Below are 26,742 nucleotides of genomic sequence, written 5' to 3' on the forward strand. Positions count from 1 at the left end.
AGTCAATGTCATCCAATGCACCTGCAACCATTCTCTTGCGGCATCCCCCCCCCTTTAAAAGGTGGAACATTAACGAAGAGCTTGGGGGCGTGGCTTGCGATCGCTTGAACAGCCCAAGTGTCCAGCTCAATTCATGGGCTCGCGATAGGGAAACGGCACTTTTCTCAAATCAAATCGGACAAGCCATTGATGACTCTTTGTGAAAGCGCAACGATGCAAGTTCATCGAAAGAGGCCGGCCTCTTTGACCGTCCCCGAACCACAACCCTCTCACGTGCTCTCAACGGTGTCCGCAGGAACCCAGCCTGTCGCGGACGGGGTGCGAACGAGGACCCAATCGCCTCGTGATTGAGCGATCTCGACGGCCCGACCATCCGCCTCGCTCCACTCCACGAGAGCTGGGAAAGACTCCGCATCACCAGTCCGAACGGTGACCTGATCGACGACTATGTAACCAGTGGATTCTTTCGAAACCCCGGTGATTGCCAGCCACCACATGACGCCGCCGAACACAGCCATCACTGCGAAAAAGGACGCAGCCGAACGTGCCACACGACGTGTTTCGGGTGCCAATATTCGGAGCCGAAGCAAGATCAAAATGGCCCAGAAGACCAACGCGAAACCGACAACGCTCCACCGCAGATGACTCGACCCCCAATGGCGGAACAGCAACGGTGCAATCGCTCGCTGTGCTTCCTGCTTCCATGACTCATCGAGATCGCTTGACTCGTTGACCTGACCTCGAGCCAACCACAAACGGGTGCGAATCGAATCGTTTTCCGGATCCCACTTCAGCGCTCGTTCGTAGGCCACAATCGCTCTTCCAATTTGGCCGGACTGCAGACAAGCGTTGCCCAAGTTCGCATACAACTGCGGGTTCTCAACTCCGGCATCAACCAGCGTTTGATAGCGAGTGGCCGCCAGTGAAAATTCCTCCTTGGCAGCCGCCTGCCCCGAATCACCCTTGCTGGCCGAGTCCTTCTTGGGTGCGGCATCGGATTCAGACTGTTCGAGCCTCTGCATCCCGCGTTCGTAAGCCTGGTTGGCCTCTTGGAACAGCACCGACATGGATGCCTGATCCAGTGTCATGCCTTCCACCGATTCGCTTGCCAAGGCGCTGCCCGCCAACGCGAAAGACCATCCCGCCAGCACCCACGCCAAAATCCTTGCAACACTTTGCGACTGCAAAGCGGAAATTGTTTTCGCCTGGAACTGTCGCGACGGACGCTGTTGCTGCCGAAAGCTTTCCAACTGCTCGATCAATGCCACACCACGCGAACGCACTTCCCCGATCGTGGTTGTCAACTCCGAAGGGATGGCGGTCTCTTCCCGCTGGCAACGATCCAAGAAGGATTCCACTTCCGCGGCCAATCCATACTCACCCGCTGCTCGCACTCCACCGACCCCAGACAACCAACTCGAGGATTCGTCATCGCTTCCAAACTGTCGGTGCAAATACATCGCCATGGCCTGCCCAATCGCGAATTCGTCATCCGCTTGTTCCATTGCGAGCACAGCTTTTTGGGCGGGTGACTTCCACTCAGGCAACCAAGTCATCCAGCGGCCGCAACTCTGCCAAACAACCAAACCAAGCCAAACCAAACCCGGCCACACGGTCAGCAACCACCAAGTCGAAAGTGCTTTCCGGACCGGAACATTCTCAAGAGCATCCGAGGACGTGTGAATTTCCCAGAGCGAATCCGCCCAGGAATCCTTCGCGTCCTGACCGCCCTGCCCTGCCCCGTTCGAGGAGTCTTGATCATCCGAACGATCACCATTGGAAACGATGGAATTCAACTGGAGCGTTTCCGAAGCTCGCACTCTCAGCGGAATCGGATTGCTTCGGACAACTTCGAACGATTCCGTTTCCGGGTTGAAGAAATGAAACTCGATCGGCGGAATCTCAGTCACACCTTCGTGCTTGGGACGAATCGTCGGAGCAAACACCTTCATGTTGTCTTGAACAAATCCAGGCAACGGTTGGTCGGAGACTTTGAAATCAGCCGTCAACTCTGGCAGCGTCGACAACTTGGGACATCGCACCAAATCCATGGGGCCATCGCCGGTGATGCCAATCTTGAGTTTGACGGGGTCGCCGGCTTCGACCAACTGCGGTGTGGCCTGAGTGACAATCGTGTACTTGCCGACCGCGCCGTTGTACCCAACGGGCCGCCCTTCGCTCGGGATGGGGCGAACTTCGATCGAATCAATCTCCGCCTCGGCTCGAATCGGACGCGACTTCCGAACCGCCAGTCGCTCTCGTCCCACCGTAGAGCGAAAAAAATCATCATCAAACATTTGCGAGAAACGAGATCCCATGCCAAACGGATCTCGCCGGGCCACCGGCCCGATTTCAGTGGGATAGTTGACGACAACTTCGACGCCGCCAGCGTCCACTTCCCCTGGTTTCTTGGGATAGATCTCCGCGTCGATCTCATACAAGTAGTACTCCCGTGACTCACCACTTTCATCCTCTCGCAAAACCGATCGGCCACCGGGGCGTTGATTTCTCGCTGCCATTTCCTCCATCGCTTTGGTGAATTCCCCCCATTCCGTTTGGGAAGAAATCATCGACCACATGTCACCTTCGGAGAGCGTCGCCTCTTGCTCGACGAGGCGGTAAGGGCGCAGCCAAATTTTCAACGTCAACGGAATCGGTTCGCCGACATACACGTGTGACTTGTCACCCTCGACTTCAACGAACAACAGGTCACCGGTATCGCTCACCGTCGCCACGAACGTCATGGGTTCCGTTTGAAACACCTCCCCGTCCGCTCGAATACCCAAGGATGGGATCTCGAACGATCCCGCTACCTTCGGCGTCACCCGGTACAGAAACGTCACGCTCTGCTTTTGAATCATCTGTCCATTGATGACGGTGACCTGCCGACTTTGTTGAGGCACACCCTCGCGAACGATCTCCACGCCATCGATCTGCGGCAGTTCCGGAAGTTCATACTTCTCCGCATTTTCAATCCGAACCTGCAACGTCAACGCGGCCCCAACATAAGCCTCCTTGGACGACAGCTTTGCAGAAACATTGGCCGCCTGGGTTTCGCCGACACAGACGAACACCCCGCAGAAAACCAATGCGACCAGCAGTTGGCATTTCAGATTCACCAAACGCCCCTTCAAGTTCGCCGTTGTTTTGGATGGCATGATCGACCTCACCAATCTCTTTCCACTGGAATCTGACGCGATCGTTCTCGCTGTTCTTTTCCGAATCGCCGCAACATGTCACGGTCACGAACGGCTTGCAGCATTTTCAATGCCTCCTCACGCGTCATCGATTGCGGCATGGCCTGCTGAGCCATTGCCCCCGCCTGCCCGTCTTGGCCCTCGGTCTCGCCCGAGTCCTGTGACTGAGATTGCAACTGGCCCTCCGGAGCCTCCCCGCTGGACTCATCCGCAGGCTGTTCCCCCTCGTCCGAACCGTCTGATGGATCCGAACCGTTTTGCTGTGTCCCCTCTTCCGATCCTTCCTTTGCGTCCTCGCCGCCCTGTTGTTCGCCATCCTGCTGTTCGCCGTCAGAAGAAGACTGCGAATCATCTCCCTGCGATTCGCCACCGTCGTTCTCGGATTCACTTTCGTTCTGGTCCCCCGAGGCCGATTGGTCTTCTCCGTTTTGATCCTGCTGTTCTTCGGAGGAATCACCTTCCGAAGGCTTGGATTCATCCTCCGAAGACTGGTCTTCGGACTGCGCGGACTGATCTTCCTGCTGCTGTTCCATTTCCTGCTTCAGCCGAAGTGCCAACTCCAGATTGGTACGAGCCCGCCGGACCACGTCACGGGTTGATTCATTGCTTGACGCATTGCCATCCGCATCCGACCGCGCCACCTGGATCGCCGATCGAAAGCTCTCAATCGCTACGAGCAGTGACTCTTTCGCACCGGCCGGTTCCGTTTGCATTCCCGCGATGGCACGTGCGTACTGACAATTGCCGAGGTTGTACCGTGCCCGCAGCGCCAGTGATGTGTCCGGCGAAGTCGCCGTTTCAACAAAGTGCTCCTCCGCGGCCTCAAGTTCGCCCGTTTCGTACAGCGACACACCTGCGTTGAATTGTTCACGGCCAGCTCGATCGACGACCGATGTCCATTCAGCGGATGAACCCAGGCCATCCTGAGCATGAACCGAACCCACGCCGCTCAGCGTCCAAAGCAAAAAAACCAAGACCGCATTCGAAGCGTGACGCGACACGGGCACCGACCGCGTGGAAGGCCACCCGCGAAGCAACACATCCAATCCAAACAACACCATGGCAGGAATCAAGAACCACTGAAAACGAGGGATGTAAGTGTTGATCTTCGCCGTTTGCAAATCCGTTTCATCCACGTTCTCGATGTACCCATGCACGACGTCGGACATATCCACACGCTTGGTTCCCGCGGGGATGTAAGCCCCATCGGATTGCGTGGCGACCTCCTTCAAAATGGCTCCGTTCATTTTCGAAATCACCGTTTGCCCTTTGTGCTTCACATAGCGACCGCTCTGCCGGTTCGGCAACTCAGGGTCCACGTCAGGAATCCGCGAGCCTTCGGTCATGTCGCCCAAGCCGATCGTGAAAATGCGAATGCCCTGCTCTTCGTAGGCCCGTTTCGCTTCCGCCACTGGATCGCTTTCCTGATCCTCGCCATCTGTCAAAATCACCATCGCTTTGTGGTCGGTGGTTTTATCCAAGAACGCGTCCGAAGCGACTCGAATGGCGTCACCCAAACGCGAACCGCCACGACGCACGGAGTGCATGCCAACGGATTCCAACGTCTGCTTGAAATCCTCCACATGACGAGTCAACGGCAAGGTCTGCCGAGTCTCGCCAGCAAACACGACCAACCCCACTCGGTCGCCGGGCATCTCATCGACCATGTCTTTGATCTGCTGCTTCGCTCTTTCCAACCGATTCGGTGAAACATCTTCCGCCAACATGCTGCGAGAGACATCCAGCACGAACACCGCTTCGATGCCGCGTTGGGGGATTTCTTCCCAAGCCTTGCCCCATCGCAAATCGGACATCGCGACGACAAGCATCGCCAACGAACCGAACACGCAGACCGCGCGCAATGGCCGGTTCCACCTCGATGGATTGACCGACGAGTTCACCAGACTCGTCCCCAGGAACCGTCGCCAAGCGATCCGCCGCATGACGCCGGCGTAGACCATCACCAACGCGACGCCGAGAACGACCATCAACCACGCAAGTGCCTCTGGGTTGCCCCATTGAATTTCCGACGTGTTCACACCAACTCCTTGAGCCACAGGTGTTCCAGCAATGACCGAACGATCAAGACCACCAACGCCATCGCGATCACCGGTGGAATCGTGACCGTTCCCCAATGCCAAGATTGAACCGCCAGTTCCCGATAGCTAACGTACTGATGTGTTTCAACCTCAGTCTTTTCCAACTGATCAATCTCACGATAAATCGCATCGAGCGAGTCCGTGTCGGTGGCTCGAAAGTACTTGCCCTCGGTGAGTTCTGCCACCTTTCGCAACGTCTCCTCATCGATATTCACTTCCATGTAATGCAGCCTCTGGCGACCGGTGAACGGATCGCGAACGGGCACCGGGGCCTTGCCCTTCGTCCCCACACCAATCGCGTAGATCTTGATGCCCATCGTCTCGGCAAGCTCCGCGGCTTGGACCGGATCGAGTTGCCCCGCCGTGTTCTCGCCATCGGTCAACAAGATCAAGATCTTGCTCTTCACCTTGCGTTTTTGACGGGCGTCCAACGCATTCAACTTTTCAACGGACAGGGCAATCGCATCCCCGATTGCGGTCCCGTCCTCGTCTCTGCGATTGACGATTTGAGTTTGGTTCAGCCGTGACACGACGAACGAATGATCCAGCGTCGGCGGTGTCTCCGCGTCGGCATAAGCCGCGAACGTGATCAGGCCAACCAAGTCACTGAAGCGACCCTCGAGGTCCTCGCCACCGGTGATAAACTTGCTAGCCACGTTCTTCACCGCGGTCAAACGATCCACGGGCTCACCGTCGATCTCAAAGTCCATCGCTTGCATGCTGCCACTGCGGTCGATCACCATTTCGATCGCGATCCCTTCGGTTTCCGAAACCGTTTGCTCACGGCCCTCACGAGGGCGTGCCACAGCAACGACCAGCAACGCAGAAGCAATCAACGTGAGCGCCTTGGGCAACCACATCCAACGCTGGCGCAAACTTGGCGGAAGCTCATCCACCGCGGCAAGCGAACTGAACGGGACAGCGGCAACACCTCGACGACGCCACATCCACCACGCCATCAGCGGAAGCAACGCCAGCAACCAAAATGCATGAGGCCATGCAAAGTTCATGCATTCGCCTCCTGAGAGAATCGGGCTTGCAACGTTTCCAACTGGTCCATCCAGTCATTCGCCCGATCCAACCAAGCCTCCACTTCCGCGGAGTTCGTTGAGATCCCGGCGAAAGCAACTTCGTCTGCTCGGGTGAGCATCGCCTGCAAGTTCTCTGAGATCGCTGGTTCTGTTTCCTGCAACCACCCCAAGGCGTCTTCTGATGTGACCGCCGATTCGCGTCCCATCATCGAACCAATCCAGTCGCGAAAAATGCTTGACAGCTGACGGCTGCAATCGTCCGCGGAGAGCTTTTGTTTTTGCCACTGCGTCCGCAGGTCCGTCAAGCGTCGCCGAGCCCAAACCGCGTCCGAGATCCCCCGGCGAGTTCGCATTCGAAGCAGCACAACTGCTCCCGCGATCAACAGCCCGACCAACCCAACCACCGCGGTGGGCACCCACGAACCCGAAGGAGTCGTCTCGGCCGGCAACGAGATGGCTTCGGCGATCGGTTCCGGTTTCATTGGGTCCGCGGATTCGGTGAGCACGCTTCGCACGTCGATCACAATGGGCTGCGTTGCGAGCGAGCCAGCCTGCTCCCAGTCGATGCCGATTTGCTCCGATTGATTTTCGGATTGTCGCGGCAGGGTTTGAACCTCGACGCTGGGGATTTCGACCTCACCTGCTTGCAGACTTTCCAGCGTCAACCGCACCCACCATCGACGTGAATCGCTGCCCGCTGCACTCGCGTGGGGCAAATCCTCTCGGATCTCTTTGGCAATGATCTCCCAGTCGCCCAGTGTTTCATTGAACTCAGGCAGCACGACTTGCAAATCGCCTGGCACGACGACTTCCAATTCCACTTCCAACGGTTCCGCGACCAACGTTTCTGAGTCGGAGACGCGAAAACGGATTTCAATCGGGCCATCCGATTGACGCTGAACGATCGCATCCGCCTTCCCAGACGACGCAATGACAACGCTGAACAGAATGGCGGCCCAGGCTCCGAAAGTTCGTTTCACGTTCATCGTCGATTCTCCCGTCCGTGGAAGTAACGACGCAGGGGTTCACCGAGGTCTTCTCCCGTTCGCAAATGCAGAGGTTCCATCCGGTAACGCCGGAACAGAGCATCGCGTCGTTCGGCTTGCAACTGAACCATCTGTTCGTAGCGTTGCCGGTGCGTGCGACTGGACGTGTCGACCCAACGAACGCTTCCGGTTTCATTGTCACGCAAAGGAACCAATCCAACGGCGGGCAATTTCATTTCACGCTCATCGGTGACGACCACTGGAATGATGTCATGCTTGCGAGCCGCCACCCGGAGGGACTTCGTATAGTCTTGGGATTGAAAATCACTGATCAGAAACACCACGGTTCGTCGCTTTGCCGTCCGTTGCAGGTGTTCCAGCGCCGCACCAACATCGGTCCCGGTTCCGCTGGATGGATGAGTCAACAATTCGCGAATCAATCGCAACACATGACGCGATCCCTGACGAGGCGGCAAGCTCATCTCCACCTGATCGCTGAACAGTGTCAAACCAACCCGGTCGTTGTTTTTGATCGCTGACATCGCCAGCGTCGCCCCCAATTCCGTCACCAATTCGCGTTTGGTTTGGGCCTGCGTTCCGAAATCCAAGGACGCCGAACAATCCACGATCAGCATCACTGCCAATTCACGTTCCTCACGGAACAGTTTGACGAAGGGAGCGTCTTGCCGTGCCGTCACATTCCAATCGATCGTGCGAACATCGTCGCCGACTTGGTAGGGACGAACCTCTTCAAATTCGATGCCTCGTCCTTTGAAGGCCGAATGCCAGGTCCCCGCCAACATCTCGTCGACACGGTGGCTGGTTCGAATTTGAATTCGACGAATCTTGCGAAGGATCTCGCTGGGAGTCATCGTTTACGGAGCCGGAATGTGGTCGAGGATTTGCTGCACAATGGATTCACTGGTCAGGTCTTCCGCTTCGGCTTCGTAGGTGATCATCACACGATGCCGCAGGACATCCAACGCGATCGAACGCACATCGGCCGGAAGCACATAGGCGCGGCCGGCCAAGAACGCCGCCGCTCTGGCCGCGAGCGTCAAATTGATGGTGGCGCGAGGCGAACCGCCAAACTGAATCAGCCCATCCATCTGCAGCCCGTAGGCTTCGGGGCGGCGGGTCGCCATCACCAGATCAACGATGTATCCCTCCACCTTTTCGTCCAAGTGAATTTCATCGATCAGCTCACGCGCCGCCAAGATGTCCTCCGGCGAAGCGACCGCTGAGACCTCCAGCTTCGTTCCCGTTTTGCCCATCCGCCGAAGAATCTGCAGCTCTTCCTCGCGATTGGGGTAATCGACGATAACCTTCAACATGAAACGGTCCGTCTGAGCTTCTGGCAACGCGTACGTGCCCTCTTGCTCCACCGGGTTCTGCGTCGCCATCACCAAGAACGGTTCAGGCAGCGGAAAGGTTTCGCTGCCAATCGTGACCTGGTGTTCTTGCATCGCCTCCAACAACGCACTCTGCACCTTCGCAGGCGCCCGGTTGATCTCATCGGCGAGAACCAGGTTCGAAAAGATTGGCCCTTTCTGAACCACAAACGTTTGATCTTGAGGGCGGTACACCTGGGTCCCGATCAAGTCAGCGGGCAACAGGTCCGGTGTGAACTGCAAACGCTGGAACCCGGTGTTGATCGCTTTCGCCAAACTGGCCACCGCGGTGGTTTTCGCCAGCCCGGGAACCCCCTCGATCAACAAGTGACCACCGGTGAGCAAACCGATCAGCATCCGATCGACAAGATGACTCTGCCCCACCAACACATGATTGATCTGCAACACAATCTCCCGGAACGGGCTGCTGGCGTGAGCGATCCGTTCGGTCAGTTGCTGTTGTTGTTTCGCCGATTCTGATTGCATCAGATCAGACGGAATTTCAGTGGGTGCATTCGGTTCGATCATCGAAACTAACGTGATAGGACGACTGGAAGAAAGGGTTCGAGCAGCAACGCCAAGCAACCAACCTTGGCATCCGATGCAGTCGAAGATACCCATCTGCCTCGGTCAGTCCACAGCACTACGCTGCCAGGCGTTGGAGAGTGCGGAGGAGGCGGCGAAAAGTGGGAACGGAAGAAATTCGAGTCGGCTCACCGAATGTCCGATTTCCTCCCCAAACCAGCGGTTCTTGCCCCCAGATCGTGGTCGCGAGGTGAAACTCACTTGACACGGGCTCAGTTCAGCCTATAGTTCGTTCGAAAGATGGGTGGAACAGGCATCGAAACGCTGATGTCGCCAATGTTCCCCTTTCCTCAGGCCCCCCAATGACTTGATGTGGTGCGAGGCCGGTTTTTCCCGTGCTGTGGTGTTTTCACTGTGGTTCAGGTAACCCCTCGTGCAACTGAGTTTCGACCATTGGGTCGCCATCCGCAGACGGGCATGAAGTGGACTTAACTGCGTGTTAGGTTCATTTTGAATCGCCTTGGTCGGTATTGTTTCACGGCGGGTCATGGACTCGTCCAACGGGAATCTCCCCACGGCAAGGAATTGCCTGTCGCGATGAGTTTGGCTCAAACGCAGTTTGATCTTCAAGCAGTTTGACTCACAAGCAATGTCCAACGGTCGCGTTGTTGGTGTTACCGCAACCTTCGACGCATCAGACCTCGTATTTCAAACGCGGTTACTCTTGATTGGTTGCCAAAGCGAGTTGGTGCTTGGATGCCACCATGGACTTCCGTCTCATGGTCTCGATCGATTTCGATCTTTCCAAGCGTGACAAACCAAGTTGATCCTCCGGGATTCTGGTGAATGGCAACAGGAATAACAGATGGCGAAGAAAAAACGTGCCCCGCGTGGTCGAGGTGGTTTTGGTTCCCAAAATGGCGGTCAGGGCCAAGGCCAAGGCGGCCAGGGCGGGGGCGCCAATGCTGGCGGTGGTGGAAAATCACGTTCGCGACGTCGACGCCGCGGTAGTGGCGGCGGTGGAGGCGGAAACGGTGGTGGTGGCAACAATGGCGAACCAGCCGATTTCGTAAGCGACGCACCGCTCGAAGAATGGGATGGCATCCTGGAGTTGCACCCCAATGGCTACGGCTTTCTTCGCAGCCCCAAGAACAATTATTCGCGGGAACGCACCGATCCATTTGTGCCCGGCACAATGATCGAAAAATTTGGGCTCCGGCAAGGCCTGATGCTCAAAACCATGGTTCAGCAAGCCAAGCGACAACAAGGCCCCCGCGTTCGGGAAATCCTGGATGTCGATGGCATGTCGCCGGAGGCCTACCTCGATGTCGCCAAATTCGACGACCTGACGGCAATCAACCCCGAGCAGCCTCTCAAGCTCGAACACGGCAAAATGCCCCTGACCAACCGAGTCATCGACTTGTTGGCACCCCTGGGCAAAGGCCAACGTGCCTTGATCGTCGCACCGCCACGCAGCGGGAAAACGATCATGCTGCAACACATCGCCGAAGGCATTTCGACCAACCACCCCGAATTGACGATGATGGTGCTGTTGATCGACGAACGCCCTGAGGAAGTCACCGACATGCGTCGGAGCATCCGAGGCGGTGAAGTCATCGCCAGCAGCTTGGACATGGACATTGAAAGCCACGTTCGACTCAGCCAATTGGTCATCGATCGTGCGAAACGCTTGGCCGAAATGGGACAAGACGTCTTCTTGATGCTCGACTCGATCACCCGCTTGGCCCGCGCTTTCAACAAATGGGTTGGCAAGTCCGGTCGCGGCGGCGCCACCGGCACGGGCGGCCTGGACATCCGAGCCATGGACATCCCGAAAAAACTGTTCGCAACCGCACGTGCGTTCCAAGAAGGTGGGTCCCTCACCATCGTGGGCACCTGCCTGGTCGACACGAACTCTCGAATGGATGACGCGATCTTCCAGGAGTTCAAAGGAACCGGGAACATGGAAGTCATCCTGGATCGACGCTTGGCCGACCGCCGCGTCTATCCGGCGATTGACATTTCACAGTCCGGCACCCGCCGCGAAGAATTGCTGCTGGACGAAGAAACCTACGAAACGGTTTCCATGCTGCGACGAACGCTCAGCGAAATGCACCCGGTCGATGCGATGGAACAACTGACCAAGCAATTGGGCCGGTTCGACGACAACGAAGGCTTCCTCAAACTGATTTCAGGTGCGAAACTCGCCTGATCAGGCACGGTTGCCAAAAACAAGCGGATCAACCAAACTATTGAACCGCTACGGAGGATAAGCGAATTGGCGAGCGGCCTCACTGGAACTGAGGTACCCCGTAAGGGGCTGCGGGTTCGAATCCCGTGTCCTCCGCTACACCGAAATGGCCCCGTCAGAACCTGGTTCTGACGGGGCTTTTTTCATGCCCGCTTCGCCTGATTTCCCTGCATTCGTGCGATCCGACCGCAATCTTCGAACAGGAAACGCTGCCTCGTGAGCCACCGCACCCAGCCCCAAGAAACCTTGACCCCGTACTTTGGTGTCTTCGATCTTTTCAAAATCGGGATTGGACCGTCCAGCTCTCACTCGGTGGGCCCGATGCGAGCCGCCGAAGCGTTCCTGAAAGAACTGCAAGAAACCAGCCTGCTGCGACGCGTCTCGCGGGTCCAAATCGACCTCTACGGCTCGCTGGCCCTGACCGGACTGGGACACCAAACCGACATCGCCTTGCTGATGGGACTTCAAGGCGAAACCCCTGACCAGATCGATACCAACACGGTGGCATCGAAACTCGCCTCCATTCGCGAATCCAAGCGACTCGCACTCAATGGTGACCACCCCATTCCGTTCTCCGAAGCCACCGATCTGGTCATGCACCGACGAGCGGTCAAAGGCATGCATCCCAACACGATGCGTTTCACAGCCTTCACGGACGACGATCCCAACACGCCAGCCCTCGACGCCACGTTCCTCTCGATTGGCGGCGGCTTCATCCATCGCGAAGGACAAACTGGCACCGCACACCAAAAGTGCTCGTCCAAAGTGCCCTACCCTTTCACGTCCGCAAACGAAGTGCTGCAACTCTGCGAACAGCACCAAATTTCAATCAACGAACTCGCCCTGAGAAATGAACTGACGTTCCGGTCCCGAGAAGAAATTCGAACTGGCCTTCAGCGGATCTGGACCGTGATGCAGGAGTGCGTCGAAAAAGGCTGCCAAACCGAAGGCATCCTGCCCGGCGGCCTGGAGGTGGAACGACGCGCCCCGGCTCTCTACCAATCACTGACCCAGCGGAGCGCCCCAATGGACCGAGATGCATTGTGCGTCCTGGACTGGGTCGACCTGTATGCATTGGCGGTCAATGAAGAGAACGCAGCGGGCGGACGCGTCGTCACCGCACCGACCAATGGGGCCGCGGGAATCATCCCCGCGGTGCTGCATTACCTCCAGCGTTTCTGCCCGGATGTCACCGACGAAACCATCGAACGCTTCCTGCTGACCGCCGCCGTGATTGGATCGCTTTACAAACGCAACGCTTCGATCTCGGGAGCTGAGGTTGGCTGCCAAGGCGAAGTGGGCGTGGCGTGCTCGATGGCCGCGGGAGCCCTCACCGACGCACTCGGTGGGACGCCACACCAAGTCGAAGAAGCCGCCGAGATTGGCATGGAACACAACCTTGGACTGACCTGCGATCCGATCAAAGGACTCGTCCAAGTCCCCTGCATCGAACGCAACGCAATGGGAGCGGTGAAGGCGATCAACGCCAGCCGACTCGCCCTTCGCGGTGACGGCAAACACTTCGTTTCCCTGGATCGTGTGATCCGCGTCATGAAGCGAACCGGCGCGGACATGTCCGCTCGCTACAAAGAAACTTCCCGCGGGGGCTTGGCCGTCAACATCAGCGAATGCTAATCGCCCCCACCCTTCCCCCAGCCAAAAGCGCTTTCCAAGCAGGCACGCAGGAGTCTTTCGGGCAGGTGAGCCGCCTGGCGTTCGCCACGGCTCCCACACACAACCAAGGTCAAGCAGGTCGGCAGGAGCCTTTCGGCATTTGGACTGTTTCGGTAAGCGTCGTTGCTCCCACGTACAACCGGGGCCAACGCCCAAACGGCTCACATGATTTCGCCCGATCATTCCTGCCACACTGCTGAACGTTCAAACGGCCTCCCATGCTCCTCCCCAATCATTCCCGCCAACCGACCTGAAACGTCAAATATCACAACTGCGTTTCGCCATTTCACATCTGCCCCCAGGGACATCCCTTTATACTGAGCGTCGAATTCAACCTCCCTTGATAAATTCGATGGCAAAGGACACCCCATTCGATGAGTGATGGCAAAGTGAAGATGGCAATGGTCGGCTTGGGCTTCGGGTCGGAGTTCATTTCGATCTATCAAGCTCATCCGGACGCTGACGTCGTGGCAATTTGCCGACGCAACGAAACCGAGCTGAACAAGACAGGCGATCAATTTGGCATCGATCGCCGCTACACCGACTACGACGCGGTGTTGGCCGATCCAGAAGTCCAGTGCGTTCATATCAACAGCCCGATCGCGGATCACGCCTGGATGTCCCTGAAGGCTCTCGATGCCGGCAAGCACGTGATGTGCACGGTCCCGATGGCAACGACCATCGAAGAGTGCCAACAAATTTGCGAGAAGGTCAAAGAGACCGGTTTGAAATACATGATGGCCGAGACGGTCGTCTACAGCCGGGAATTCCTGTTCATCAAAGACATGTACGAGAAAGGCGAACTGGGAAAGATCCAGCACCTCGCTGCTTCTCACCCGCAAGACATGGACGGATGGCCAAGCTACTGGGAAGAGATGATCCCGATGCATTATGCCACCCACGTCGTCAGCCCTTGCTTAGGTTTGACGAACGCGATCGCAGAATCGGTCAGTTGCTTCGGCTCCGGCACCGTCCGTGAAGACATCGCCAAGAAGTCAGGCAGCCCATTCGCAGTGGAAAGCTGTCACATCAAACTCAAGGACAGCGACATCACCGCTCACATCTGGCGGTTCCTCTACGACGTTGCTCGGCAATACCGTGAAAGCTTCGATGTTTACGGAACCAAACGCAGCTTCGAGTGGACGCTGATCGAAAACGAACCACACGTTCTTCACACCGCGAAGAAACCCGAAAACGAGATCCCGGAAAAGATCGAGATCCCTGACTTCGCGCACCTGTTGCCTGAGCCAATCCAACGCTTCACGCTGCCTGCTGAAATCCACGACGCCGACCATCTGTCGTTCGTGCAAGGCGGCGGCCACGGCGGATCGCACCCACACATGGTGCACGAATTCATTTCCGCCGTGAAAGAGGATCGCGATCCGTGGCCCAACGCACCGACCGCGGCCAATTGGACGTGCACCGGTTTGTGCGCCCATCAATCGGCCATGAAGGGTGGCGAATTGGTTCGCCTCCCCGACTTCAGCTGAACCGACTCGTTGAACGATCAACGCCCCAGCCCCAGCAATCTCGGGGCTTCCACCCCGAGCTAAGAACGCCGGCCCCATCCGGGGCGAGGATTGCCGTCGAACGCTCCTCCGGTTCGCGTCCCGTCACCGGCCCAACCGCCCGGATTTGTCAATTTACAATTTTACTTTTTCAATCTCCCCCATCTCATCGCTCGTCACCTGTCGCCGCCCCGCGGTTGTCCGAGTCAGGGGTGATGCTCGAGACCTCGGGTTGAAAACCCGAGGCTGACAACTGCCACCACTCCGCGGTTGTTCAATCCCCCGGACACGCACCACCAGTCGCGGAGCGACAGCAGCCGAAAACCTTGGGTTTTCAACCCAAGGCCAGCCTTTCCTGCCAGAGGAAACCGCCCAGGCCCGCTCTACTTCAGCTCAACGCGAATCACAATCGGCAAGTGATCACTCGCGAAACGACCAGCTTCGGTTCGCGGGTCCAGCGTCTTGTATTCCTGCACCGTGACACGGTCACTGACCAGCACGTGATCAATCCGGCGATCCGGCTGAATGGCCTTGAATCCATTCCAGGTTCCAGTCGGACCGGTGGGTTTTCCTTCGACCATGTCGCGAGCGTCCAGCAACGACACGCGCTTCCCAGCTTGCAACGCCTTCAACGGCGCGGACTCGGACGTCGCATTGAAATCGCCCATCACGATCACCGGCAAATTCACTGCACGCTGATCGACCTCCTCAGCAACCTGGCGTCCAGATTCTTCGCGTGCCTGCGATCCTCGATGATCAAAATGGGAATTGATCACCAAGAATTCAGCTCGATCCACTTTGTGTCGCAGCACCATCCAAGTCATCGTGCGAGGCAACGCTGCGTCCCAGCCTTTCGATCCCACCACGGTGGGCGTGTCCGACAACCACAACGTCCCATGGTCCACCGCTTCGAATCGATCATGGCGATATCCGATGGGAGCAAACTCGCCACCTTCTTCTCCGTCATCGCGCCCCACCCCATACCAAGTCCACTCGGGCGTGCCTGCCTGGACGTCACGCAGTTGCTTCACCGTGACTTCTTGCAACCCGACAACATCCGAAGACGCAATGGTTTCAATCACCTTCGAACGCCGCATCGACCAAAGGTCGAGTCGATCGTGAGAATTCAAATAGCGAATGTTGTAGGTCATCGCGGTGAACGATTCATCTGCAACGACCGCCCCCGACCCAACACCACCGAACAAGAGCATGCCACAAACAAGGGCAAGCCATGCAGCGGATTTCGTAGTGAAAGCTGATTGTCTCAATGTCATTTCATTTCTCCGGGAACCAAGGAAACCCCTTGGAATGGTGTAATCGAATGGAACCAATTGCTGTGTGCTTGACTCAGGGAGCGTCCGGACGCACGCCGCAATAGCTGACAATCATGCCCAACTGATCCGCGACCGAGGCCTTCGTTTTCATCGCCAAGTCCGCTTCTTCCGCCGAGTTTGCATAGGCAACTTGAATGTGATTGGCTTTGTGGCGTGCCATCATCTCATCCCGAGAAACCCCATGCAGAACCGCGTGCATGATCGGCCACTGAGGCGTCGTTGAATCCCAGCGTCGCTGCGTTTCTTCCGCTGGCAATTCGATCGCTGTTGCTCGCCCTAAATCCATGTGCAGCCGATCGTCAGCAACAAAAATCCGCGACCAAACCACTTCGCCGGGTTTCGAGACACCTCGAACGGTGCTCCCACCTGATGGAAAGTACATCGGTGGCTGACGGAACCCTTCGGCGTCCGCCCAACCGTTTTGAAAGTGCGAGGCAGGTACGGCGCCACTGATTTCCAGCACCCAAACCTCTTCCTCCGTCGTGCCGCTGGCATCGCGATCGGACCATCGCAAATCGTGCAGCGTGTTCTCGACCGGCTGCCCCAACGCTTTGTGAACCCGGTTGGTGATCAGCCCATCCAGTCCCGCACACTCATCGACCTCATTGAAGTGAGTCAAGGGACCGCCGGCATACAGTTCCCGAGATCCATCGCGTGAGAAGACGGGCGGGCGAACGGAATCATTGAGCATGCCTTCCACCAAGTCACTGGCGGGCAACAAGTCCTTCAGCCCCTGCTGGTACTGAATCCCGATGGCATCGCAACCGAAGTCATCCGCAATGCGCATCGCCGCGATGTAGACACGACACTGACCAAGAATCTGTGCGTCGGTGAGATCGGTTTCGTGATTGGGCCCAGTATGGAATTTCATTCCCGCCTGATTCAACCAATCGCGAACGGCCTGAGCCTCTTCGTCACTGACCTGTTGCGACTCATGATAAAGCGCCGATTGGCTCAGCCGCTCTTTGAAAACTCCCGTCGCATGAAGCAAGTGGTCGGGAATGATCGCGTTGAACATTCCCATGCAGCCTTCATCGAACACACCCAAAATCGCTTTTTCGCGTTGAATCGTGTCTGCGATTTCCAACGCCTTCGCCCGTGCGTTTGCATCGCAACTGGTGATCTCGAATGGCGTCACATGGTCCATTTCATGTGAGACAGACCCCGTGTCCAACCAACTCTTCAGTTTGCCCAGGAACAAGGCGTCCGAGAACTCCTCGCTCCACAGCGAGCTGTACTGAACCCCTGCTTTGGTGAGCGACCCATTGAGGTTCAGCAACCCGACCAACCCCGGCCACTGCCCTGACCAGTTCGCCACCGTCAAGATCGGCCCGCGATGCGTCATCAAACCAGCCAGAACATGATGCGAGTACTGCCAGACCGCTTCTGCAACAATCAATGGAGCGTTGGGATCAATGGTCCGGAACACATCCATTCCCTGCCGCTGCGACCGAATGAACCCATGCCCGCGAGCTTCATCGAACTCGTGCCCGCGACTGACCTGGTGGCCAAAAGATTCAATCGCAGCGATCAACCGCGACTCCATTTCTTTCTGGGCCTCCCAGCAAACCTGGTTCGCGGAATCTCGTAAGTCGCCGGAGGCAATCAGTGTGATCGTTTGAGGCATCGTCTCGTCAGCCATTGAAGAGTAGGAAGAGGATTTCAAATTCGTCGTTGAGCGACCGCGTGGGCCAATTGCCTGTAGCGACCGTACAGTTGTTCGTAAGCTTGCGTTCGTTCCAAGCGAGGCAGAATCAAATCTCGCTGATTCTCGGGAACAGAAGCCATCGCGGTCGCAGCCTCAGCGATGCTGGAAAACGGTGTCTTCTCGGGACCAGCCGCAACCATCCCCAGAACCGCCGCACCAACCGCTGGCCCCTGCGAGGAAGGATGAATTTCAATTGGCATCCCCAGCACGTCCGCATACACCTCCACGAAGGCTCGGTTGTGGTGTGGCAAACCGCCGGTGGCGATGATGCGATCGATCGGCACGCCCTTGTTGCTTGAGCTCGTCGGTTCAGCCTGATTCGCCTCAGGCAGATCGGCACTCCCATGACGAAGCATCTCCACGATCCAGCGGACACCAAAGGCGGACGCTTCCATCAAGGCCAAATAAAGGTGAGCCGGGCCATGCTGCATTCCCAACCCGGTGAAGGCCCCGCGAACCGAACCATCCATCAGCGGCGTTCGGCAACCATTCATCCAATCCAAACACGAGACGCCCTCGGCACCGGGAGGCAAGCTCATCGCTTCCTCGGCCAAGTCATCGAACGAATCGCGATTCAGTAGTTTCCGCAACCAAGCGAACGCATCTCCGACCGCCGCCTGCCCCGTTTCATAGCCGAACAATCCAGGCAAAATGCCGCCCTCCACCACGCCAGCCACACCGGGCATGTCCACCATCTTGGTCGCGTTGAGCATGTGGCAACTGCTGGTCCCCAGCACCATCACCAAGGTGCCTGGCTCGGCCGCACCAACTCCTGGCACACCGGCGTGAGCATCAATGATTGCGGCCGACACGGGAACCCCAACGGGCAACCCAAACTGGGTTGCCATCGCTTGTGTCAGCTGCCCAGCCACTTGGCCCGGTGACCGCATCTGCTCCGCCGATTGACCGGGCATCCGATTGGCAACCGCCTCGGCAAGCTTCGGATGAACGGCCTGAAAATAGTCTTGCGACGGATAACCGTCGCCGGCCGACCACATTGCTTTGTAACCAGCCTGACAGGTCGAACGGACCAACGAATCGCTGTCACCACCGACCAGTCGCCACACGAACCAATCGCCTGCCTCCAACCACACGTCCGCAGACTCAGCGATCTCAGGAGCTTGTTCAATCGTCTCCAGCATTTTGGGAAAGAACCATTCCAACCCGATCACACCGCCATACCGCCTCAAAAACGACTCGTCGCGTTCCCTTGCGATCGAAGTCATGCGTTCGGCTTGCTCCAGCGCTCCATGGTGCTTCCACAGCTTTGGCCAAGCCAGGGGACGTGACTGCAGCGACTCCAACTCACAAAGCGGCGTCCCGTCGTGCTTGGCCGGCAACATCGTGCAACTGGTGAAGTCGACGCCAATGCCCACGATCTCCTCGCCCGTCAAACCAGCCTTGGCCACGGCTTCTTTCGTTGCCGCCGCGGCGGACTGAATCCAGTCCGCTGGGCACTGCAAAGCGTATCGCTCTGGCAACGGCTCATCGCTGCCCGGCAATGAATCCACGATCTGCCCATGCTCAAACGGACTGACCGCGGAACCCACTTCGCGGCCCTCGGAATCCACCAAGATGGCACGCACGGACTCCGTTCCAAAATCGAGACCGAGAGCAATGACAGGCATAAGATGTCGGATCGTGTGAATAAAAAGCAGAAACAAAAACTCGCCCTCGATGGGTTCAGACCCTCTGAACCCATCGTGAACAATCAGTCATCCAAGAATTCGCGTGCAAAGATCACTTGGAATCGCGGAACGAACGCCCCCGATCGTAGCTGATCTTCGACACGGTTTGCGTTGCATCGCCAACCTGAGCGTCAAACTTCAGCACGATTCGGCCGTCTTCGCTGCTGGGATCAAAACGCAACTTCGTGCATTCGACCTTTCCGGAATCGGGCTGATCCCAAAGCACCGTCATCGGACCGGACCATTTGATTCCATCATGATAACGGTACCGAACCAGGTCGGACTTCGCCTCCTCCTTGTTCGATTCGATCCAAGCGGCAATCCGGCCCCGCGTGGAATCAAATGAGATCGCGTCTTCGCGATCCACCTTGGGATCAACCGACTGGGCTGGCAACGCTTTTTCGAACTGCACATCCCCGGCGACCTCTGCTCCCGAAAACGAAATGCAATCGTCATGGAAAATGTGGTAAATCCGACCGTTTTCACTTCCAACGATCAGATCCCACTTCCCATCTCGGTTGAAGTCAGAGACCGCGGGACTGGCCGTGTGACCCGCGACATTGCGGCGAGCCAAATTCCCAACTCGTTTCAACACGACCTTGCCGTCTTGATCAGCCACATTGCGATACCAGGTCACATTCTCAGAGTTGATCAACACATCCAAACGCCCATCGGAATCCCAATCGGCAACGGCGATCTTGACGCGACCAGATCGACCAGCGGTGCCAACTGCCAAACGAATCGGGCGACCTGATTCATCAACAAACAATCGCTCCGCTTCCCCCGCCGAACGACGAAGCGTCAGATACCCTTCCTGATCCATCAACACCAAATCCAGTTCCTCATCGCCGTCGAAATCCAGAGCAACCGGTGTTGTCCGCCACTGCGTCAGGGACCTCTTCGTAGCTGGTTTCCAAGGGTACCAGGCTGGTGGACTTTCGACGGGAGCGGATTCCAAATCCTGTTCCACCAAGATGCCAGATTCATTGAGCAACACACCGACCTCCGACAAGATCGAGTTGTAAATGATGTCATCGTCGCCATCACCATCCCAGTCAGCGAGTGACAACGTGGTGTAGCCCCACTTGGCTTCGCAGGGACCTTGGATCGATCCGTTCTCGCCTGCCAAAATCCGAAACGGTTCTTCCGCTCCATCCTCCCCCCGAACGTTCAGCAACACGGGTTCCGCCCACTTCGGCAAACCACCTTCGCCTTCACCAAGGTTTTCGAACCATCCGATGTTGCCGGCTGTGTTTCCGCAGATGATGTCATCGTCACCGTCTTGATCCCAATCAGACACATAGGGCGTTGCCAGGGCACCAAATTTCAGCGTGTCGGCTTTTTGGCGGAAGTAAACGGGATTCTCAAACACAGGTTGGCCGTCGCGAAGTTCGCCGGTGTTTTCAATGAACGCAACGCGACCGTCTTCGTCCCCCACGATCAAATCGGCGTCACCATCGCGGTCCCAGTCGATCGCGGTTGGCGTGATCATTTGCAAGTGCATCGTCAGCCGTTCGCCATCGACATTCTGGAGCTCTTTCCCAGTTTGATAACGAGGCTTTTCACGAGTCCCCACGTTCTCAAAGTAAGTGAAGTAGTCCAGGAAATTCCCGACGATCATGTCCAGGTCATCATCCCCATCGAAGTCCACCAAGCTTGCACACGGCCACCCAAAAACATCGATGGGTTGATCGCCCGCGAAAATCATCTCGGGCTTTTTGTAATCCGGTTTGGCATCGTCCCCGGCGTTGGACATCAAGAACACATAACCGTGCAGCGGCCCGTTGTGCCAATCGCCCTTCTCATCGTAAGCATGGTCCCAAACCAAATCGGACCAATCGCCGACACCTGCGATCAAGTCGTGATCGCCGTCACCGTCGTAGTCGACGTAACGCCACATGTTGCCGCGAATTTTGGCTCCCGGAATGGCCAGCGGTTTCGCCGGCGCGGAGATACCGGTGGGTTTGTCAAAATCAAATTTCCCCGTGGACGGGTCCTGTGCAAAGTACTTGCCTGGAATCAAAACCCGCGATTCACCGTTGACTTCGCTCGCCAACATGTTGTGAAACGCCCGCCCGAGTCGCACCGGTGCTTCGAAGACCGGCATTTTGACACTTGGGTCCTGACTTGTATTCTCAAAGTAAAAGGTCCCATTGGAAGGCTTGTCGGGACAGCCAACCAACAAATCCAAATCACCATCACCGTCGTAATCCATCGGCAGCGGATAAGCCCACAGCCCCACGCCCAAGTCAACTTCCAACCCAGGGTTGTTGTACTTCAGCGGCATCAACTTCACGTTCTCCTCCGCACTCAACAGTTGCCCGCCTTGGACCAACAGCATCCATCCCAATCCCATTGCCAACGCCAATGGTTGCAACGACCGTCTGTAAACACTCATGGTTGCTCTCGCTTTCTCAGGTTGCTCGCCGCTTCCAGACACATTGCCCAGAGTGGCGGGTAGGTTTGATTCTCACAGTCCAACAGGTTTCATCCACCGCGGTACTCAATCCGCTGTTGAGTCGACCACAAAGACTTGGTTGCATGATTTGTCGCCACTCGAAACAGCGCCGCCAAAGGCAACGCGACTTCCATCAGGCGAGTACACAACCGCAAAAGGCAAACAGCGAAACTGCTCTCCACCTTCCGCCAATGTCACCACACGTCCATCACTCAAGTCGACTTCGCACACCGAGTTCCCCATCACACATGCCGCATGGTTGCCGCCGGGATGAATGGTGAATGCGGACGCGACCGACTCTTTCCCACGGGTGATTTGCTTGAGCGACCCACCATCCGGCGGAACCGACCACAACTGAATCACACCGTGGTCATCTCGCATTAAAAAACAGACTTCGCTGCCATCCGGTTTGCTTCGCGGCCAATGCCGCACATCCGTTGCCACGCCTGGATACGGCCGGTCGGTGGTGCGGGTCAAACGCCGCTGCACCGTTCCGACTGGCGGTGCCGGCCGCGTGGTCGCGGTGCCCTGCAAAGGCTCCGATCCCGCAACCGAACAATCAACCGGCAAATCCACCACAAACAATTCCGGAACCGTCTTCCGCAGATGCTCTTGCGCCCCGAGCGCTGCCCCTCCTCTTTGCATGGAGTCCGTCTCAATGACCACGTCGCCTAAAAACGCCAAGGCCTTTGCTGAGGTCTTGCCGCTTGGGACCTGACCTTTCTTTTTGGCCACCCAAGCGTCTTCGTAGGCTTTGCAAATCTGGTCGGATCCTGGTTCGGGTCGATCGTGTGTCCGTGTCGCCAAAACACTCCAGAACGCCCCCTCGTGATTGCGGGGATGCGTGCTCGGCACCGACACAGGCTGGTGCGGAATCGACACCCCCACATTGCGTTGATTCTTCTGACCGCCGGTTGGCTCCATCGCCAACACATGGTCCTCATAAGTGAAACTGACCCACTGGCCTTCATCGTCAAAGACGTGCACGTGACTGCCGCCACGAAGTGCACCCGGCGTGAAAGGATCCACGATGTCGCGAGCGTCTAAGTTTTGCACCGACGAAGCTTGCCCGGGACACATCACGACGCCACGGCGATGAGAAGCCGAGTAATTCCAATCCGATGTGGGATCCTCCGGCCCGTGAATGAAAACGAGCCTGTCTTCCGTGGGACTGGCGGTCGCGACGCCAACGCAGGCACCATGCGAGGCTTCGTACACGACTTCCACTTCGCTGGTCTTCGTGTTGACACGCTCAATTCGCGGACCATCGAAGACGGCCCCGTCGGCATCACTGCGAATGTCGTAGTAGACCCATCGCCCATCCCAAGACCAAACATGCGTGTTGGTCAGATGATGATGCTGTTGACGATGAGTGAGCTGGGAAATCATGCCGCCACCCATGACTTGCATTGCCATGAGCCCAATTGTTTCGCCTGCTTTGAGTCGGTCGTCCATGCATCGACTTCAGCACGCTCATAACGCTGCCTGTCATCTATAGACGCATAGGACCGATGTTGCCTCGCTGTTAGAATGAGTGACCCGATCGCGTTCCGACGCATCGGCCCCGGATCCATCTCGTCCCTCCCCACACCCACTCCACGACAATGACTCCAGGGCGTCACCAAGTCGAAACGCACGCCAGCCGTGCCTATCATCATCTGCGTCAAAAGCTGATCTCGGGTGAATTCAAACCCGGCACCAGATTGCTGTATGGACCGATCGGCAAAGAAATCGGCGTGTCGGCAACCCCGATTCGAGAAGCCGCCGGACAGCTCGCGACGGAGGGCATGGTCGAATTGGTGCCTCAAATCGGGGCCGTCGTGCGATCGATCAACGAACCGGAAGTGCAAGAGCTTTATGAGGTTCGAAATCTGATCGAACCCTTCGCTTCCGCGCGTGCTTCGGAACGCTCGACGTCGGAAGACATCCAGCTGATCGCGAAGGAATACAACACCATGCGGGAGTTGGTGGAACGCCAGAAGCAAACCGACTCGCCGGAAGAAAGCCAGGAAATCGCCTACCAATTCAACCAGGCGGACCACAACTTTCACTTGCGAATCGTCGAAGCGACCGGCAACCACACACTCGTTCGAACCTCCACTCAGTCCAACATTCTGACTCGCGTGTTTGGTATTTGGATGCACCGCCAAGGTGCTGACGTGATGGAGAACACTTGCAACGAGCACGAAAAAATCTTCACCGCCATTCAAAACGGGAATGCAGAAGCGGCGCATGAAGCGGCATCGAATCACATCTTGAAGGGACTTCAACTTTCGCTCCAGTCCTTTCGCGAAGCCTGATCACCCGTCAGACCGATCGTCGTGAACAGCAATCCCAAACCGATCATCAAGCATGGGCCCACCACGATCGTCATGAATTTGTCCATCGGGTTGGCATATGTCTCCCATGCTGCGGGCCAGACACTGGTTTGAGAAATCGTCATCCAGGCGATCGCCAAACCACCAATCGCGAAAGCGGTGATGGCCGGCGCCCCGTGCAAACGCGGCACCGTGATTCCGAGCAAGAACAAACCGACGATCCCGGCGCCCAACACACCCGACAACGTCCACCAAACATCCAGGGTGCTGTCGGTCAATCGAACCAGCGCCAGTGCCATCGCGGTTCCCATGGCTCCCCAAGCAATGGTCGACAATCGCAACACACCAATGTTCTGGGCGTCCGTCGAATCCCGCCGAAACAACCGCCTGTAAAAGTCGCTCATCACCAACGTCGCTGATGAATTGAGCGACGTCGAAACAGTGCTCATCGCGGCCGCGAAAACGGCTGCGATCAACAACCCACGAACACCTTGTGGCAAGTGAGCCGCGATGAAGTGTGGGAACACCCGATCGCCCAAGTCACCTTCGGACAAACTCGAAGACATCTCCGTCAACTGCGTCGAATAATCTGGGGCGTCCAGGGAGACACCTGCCTGCATCAGTTTTTGTTCGGCAACAATCCTCCGGACTTCATCCAGGTCTTGAGGATGCCCTTCGTAGTAGGCGTACAACGACGATCCAATGAACAGAAACAACGCGCTGACGGGGACATACAACAACGCGCCCACCCAAACGCTCTTGACCGCTTCGCGATCCGACCGAGAAGCGATGTAGCGCTGCACGTAACTTTGATCGATGCCAAAGTTACGCAGGTTGTCGAACAACCCAAATGCCAACACGACCCAGATCGTCGATTCTGACACCAGGAAAGAACTGTCGCCCAAAGAGAATTTGTGGTTTTCGTTCGCAACCGACAACACTTCGGCGGGTCCACCTGGCATGCCCAGCAACAAGATTGCCAACGCCAAAATCGCTCCGGCCAACAACACGATCGCCTGGATCGCATCCGCCCAGATCACGGCGACGATCCCGCCCACAAACGAGTAAATCGTGACCACCACTCCGGTGCACGCAATGACCAATCGGATGTCCCATCCAAACAGTACCGCCATCGGCAACGCCATCAGGTACATCACGACACCGATCCGAGCGATCTGAAACAGCAGGTAAAACCCGCTGGCAAAGAGCCGAGCCCAAAGCCCAAAACGCCGCTCCAACAGCGAATACGCGGAGACTTCACCGCTCTCTCGGTAAAGCGGCAAAAACCAACGCACCGCGATCGCAGCCGCGATCGGAATCGCCAGCGAGTACATGAACGCATTCCAGTTGTCGACAAACGCTTTGCCGGGCAGCGCCAGATAACTGATGCTGCTCAAGTAAGTCGCGAAAATCGACAGCCCACACAACCAACCGGGAAGGGATCGACCACCGGCGGAGAAATCATCCGCCGATCGGTTGCGGGCCCAGAAGTAAAACCCCATCGCCATGATGGCGACGAAGTAAACAACCAGGACCGTGTAGTCCAGGCCCGTGAACGCCATCGCCGCAATCATAGGATTCCCAAGTCACGCAGGACCGCGGCCACTTTCTCCCGCTCGGGTTCAAAGAAGCGATGAAATGGATCGGCGGGAAGATCGCTGCAGATCCCCAATAACGACGCAGCGCACTTGGTGGCTTTGATATGACGTGACGCATACTTGCCAACGTCATAGATGTCTTGGAAACGCCGAATTTTGACCATCGCCGCTTCCGTCTTGGCCGCGTCATTCGTTGTCAGCCCTTCGTAACAATCCACGAAACAACGTGGCATCACGTTCGCTCCCCCCGACACACCACCATCACCGCCCAATTCATGAGCCTCTGGCAGCAGGGCTTCGGGGCCCAGCAAGACCGACCAATCATCGCGGACTTCGTTTCGCAATTCGCACAGACGGCGGAAGTAATCCAGATCACCGCTGCTGTCTTTGACACCCACGATGGACTGAATTTCTGAAAGCTTCTTCAAGGTTTCAATTTCGTACCAAACCTTGGTCAATCCAGGCATGTTGTAAAGCATCAACGGCAACGGAATTTCAGGAGCGATGTTCTGAACATACGCCGTCAGTTCCGTCTGGCCGGCTGGGAAATAGTACGGCGTGGTCAGGACCGCCGCATCCGCTCCCGCATCCGCCGCATGACGAGCCAGTGCGGTCGATTCCACAAACGCGGTGTCGGTCACTCCCACCAACACAGGCACGCGTCCGGCGACCAACCGTGTGGTCATGGTGATCAAATCACGCCGCAATCGATAGCTCAGGCTGGGTGCCTCACCGGTTGTTCCCAGGATAAACACCCCCGAAACGCCACCGTCGATGACATGCTCGATCAAGCGTTCCAATCCCTCCTGGTCCAGCTCGTCACGAGCGCTCAGGGGGGTGATCAAAGGAGGCACGATGCCTTGCAAGCGATTGCCTGCAGTGAACAGACGGGACATATCGCGAGCGGCAGAATGGGAGGGAGATTTCATCTTGTGGGGACAGACGAAAAGCGGGGGGATGGAGGCGGGGTTGGGCA

At 57.1% G+C, this 26,742-nt stretch carries 17 protein-coding genes and 1 tRNA gene; 5 read left to right on the plus strand and 13 right to left on the minus strand.

Translation table 11 applies throughout. The annotated features are described in order from the left end of the window. Nucleotides 1-269: 269 nt before the first annotated feature. From RISK_RS19005 to RISK_RS19030, 6 genes are read right to left on the minus strand one after another with little or no spacing between them, the layout of a single operon-like run. Nucleotides 270-3,158, minus strand: a complete 2,889-nt coding sequence (locus tag RISK_RS19005; RefSeq protein WP_047815880.1) for a BatD family protein — start codon at nucleotides 3,156-3,158, stop codon at nucleotides 270-272. An 8-nt stretch (nucleotides 3,159-3,166) separates the two neighbouring features. Next, nucleotides 3,167-5,236 carry a VWA domain-containing protein gene (locus RISK_RS19010; RefSeq protein WP_236696450.1) on the minus strand — a complete coding sequence of 690 codons (2,070 nt, stop codon included), beginning with the start codon at nucleotides 5,234-5,236 and terminating at the stop codon, nucleotides 3,167-3,169. Continuing rightward, the gene (locus tag RISK_RS19015) at nucleotides 5,233-6,306 is read right to left on the minus strand and encodes a vWA domain-containing protein (RefSeq protein ID WP_047815881.1); all 1,074 of its coding nucleotides are present in this window, start codon (nucleotides 6,304-6,306) and stop codon (nucleotides 5,233-5,235) included. The genes RISK_RS19010 and RISK_RS19015 overlap by 4 nt, the downstream gene beginning before the upstream one ends. Beyond that, a complete protein-coding gene (locus RISK_RS19020) occupies nucleotides 6,303-7,307 on the minus strand; it encodes a hypothetical protein (RefSeq protein ID WP_236696451.1) in 1,005 nt (334 codons plus the stop codon). The genes RISK_RS19015 and RISK_RS19020 overlap by 4 nt, the downstream gene beginning before the upstream one ends. Before the next feature lie 2 nt (nucleotides 7,308-7,309). After that, nucleotides 7,310-8,185, minus strand: coding sequence for a DUF58 domain-containing protein (locus RISK_RS19025; protein ID WP_047815883.1), 876 nt, complete (start codon nucleotides 8,183-8,185; stop codon nucleotides 7,310-7,312). A 3-nt stretch (nucleotides 8,186-8,188) separates the two neighbouring features. Further along, nucleotides 8,189-9,232, minus strand: coding sequence for an AAA family ATPase (locus tag RISK_RS19030; protein WP_047815884.1), 1,044 nt, complete (start codon nucleotides 9,230-9,232; stop codon nucleotides 8,189-8,191). A gap of 862 nt (nucleotides 9,233-10,094) precedes the next feature. Between RISK_RS19030 and rho the strand changes: the two genes are divergently transcribed. From rho to RISK_RS19050, 4 genes are all read left to right on the plus strand, one after another. Further along, nucleotides 10,095-11,441: a transcription termination factor Rho gene (gene rho, locus RISK_RS19035; protein ID WP_047815885.1), complete on the plus strand. Its 1,347-nt coding sequence runs from the start codon at nucleotides 10,095-10,097 to the stop codon at nucleotides 11,439-11,441. Nucleotides 11,442-11,493: 52 nt separating this feature from the next. Further along, nucleotides 11,494-11,576 (plus strand) — tRNA-Ser (locus tag RISK_RS19040). 120 nt (nucleotides 11,577-11,696) lie between these two features. Next, entirely contained in the window at nucleotides 11,697-13,115 is a 1,419-nt protein-coding gene (locus tag RISK_RS19045; protein ID WP_047815886.1) for an L-serine ammonia-lyase, read from the plus strand. A 413-nt stretch (nucleotides 13,116-13,528) separates the two neighbouring features. Continuing rightward, a complete protein-coding gene (locus RISK_RS19050; RefSeq protein ID WP_047815887.1) occupies nucleotides 13,529-14,644 on the plus strand; it encodes a Gfo/Idh/MocA family protein in 1,116 nt (371 codons plus the stop codon). A gap of 401 nt (nucleotides 14,645-15,045) precedes the next feature. Here the strand turns inward: RISK_RS19050 and RISK_RS19055 are convergent, their stop codons facing one another. The 5 genes from RISK_RS19055 to RISK_RS19075 form a co-directional block, all read right to left on the minus strand. Beyond that, nucleotides 15,046-15,873 (minus strand): endonuclease/exonuclease/phosphatase family protein, encoded by an 828-nt coding sequence (locus RISK_RS19055; protein ID WP_047815888.1) that lies wholly within the window; start codon nucleotides 15,871-15,873, stop codon nucleotides 15,046-15,048. A gap of 136 nt (nucleotides 15,874-16,009) precedes the next feature. Next, nucleotides 16,010-17,638, minus strand: coding sequence for an L-fucose/L-arabinose isomerase family protein (locus RISK_RS19060; protein ID WP_047815889.1), 1,629 nt, complete (start codon nucleotides 17,636-17,638; stop codon nucleotides 16,010-16,012). 20 nt (nucleotides 17,639-17,658) lie between these two features. After that, the gene (locus tag RISK_RS19065) at nucleotides 17,659-19,332 is read right to left on the minus strand and encodes a ribulokinase (protein ID WP_047815890.1); all 1,674 of its coding nucleotides are present in this window, start codon (nucleotides 19,330-19,332) and stop codon (nucleotides 17,659-17,661) included. A gap of 112 nt (nucleotides 19,333-19,444) precedes the next feature. After that, nucleotides 19,445-21,790: an FG-GAP repeat domain-containing protein gene (locus RISK_RS19070; protein ID WP_236696454.1), complete on the minus strand. Its 2,346-nt coding sequence runs from the start codon at nucleotides 21,788-21,790 to the stop codon at nucleotides 19,445-19,447. Between the two features lie 105 nt (nucleotides 21,791-21,895). Next, on the minus strand, nucleotides 21,896-23,305 hold the full coding sequence (locus RISK_RS19075; RefSeq protein WP_236696455.1) for a DUF3748 domain-containing protein: 1,410 nt from the start codon (nucleotides 23,303-23,305) through the stop codon (nucleotides 21,896-21,898). 149 nt (nucleotides 23,306-23,454) lie between these two features. Here RISK_RS19075 and RISK_RS19080 point away from each other — a divergent pair, with 149 nt between their 5' ends. Further along, on the plus strand, nucleotides 23,455-24,150 hold the full coding sequence (locus tag RISK_RS19080; RefSeq protein ID WP_047815891.1) for a GntR family transcriptional regulator: 696 nt from the start codon (nucleotides 23,455-23,457) through the stop codon (nucleotides 24,148-24,150). Here the strand turns inward: RISK_RS19080 and RISK_RS19085 are convergent. Both RISK_RS19085 and RISK_RS19090 read right to left on the minus strand, forming a co-directional pair. After that, nucleotides 24,117-25,730 (minus strand): sodium:solute symporter, encoded by a 1,614-nt coding sequence (locus tag RISK_RS19085; protein WP_236696456.1) that lies wholly within the window; start codon nucleotides 25,728-25,730, stop codon nucleotides 24,117-24,119. The genes RISK_RS19080 and RISK_RS19085 overlap by 34 nt on opposite strands. 8 nt (nucleotides 25,731-25,738) lie before the next feature. Beyond that, the gene (locus RISK_RS19090) at nucleotides 25,739-26,662 is read right to left on the minus strand and encodes a dihydrodipicolinate synthase family protein (protein ID WP_047815893.1); all 924 of its coding nucleotides are present in this window, start codon (nucleotides 26,660-26,662) and stop codon (nucleotides 25,739-25,741) included. Between the last annotated feature and the right edge of the window lie 80 nt (nucleotides 26,663-26,742).

The sequence above is a fragment of the Rhodopirellula islandica genome (assembly GCF_001027925.1).
In the GTDB taxonomy this organism is placed as follows: domain Bacteria; phylum Planctomycetota; class Planctomycetia; order Pirellulales; family Pirellulaceae; genus Rhodopirellula; species Rhodopirellula islandica.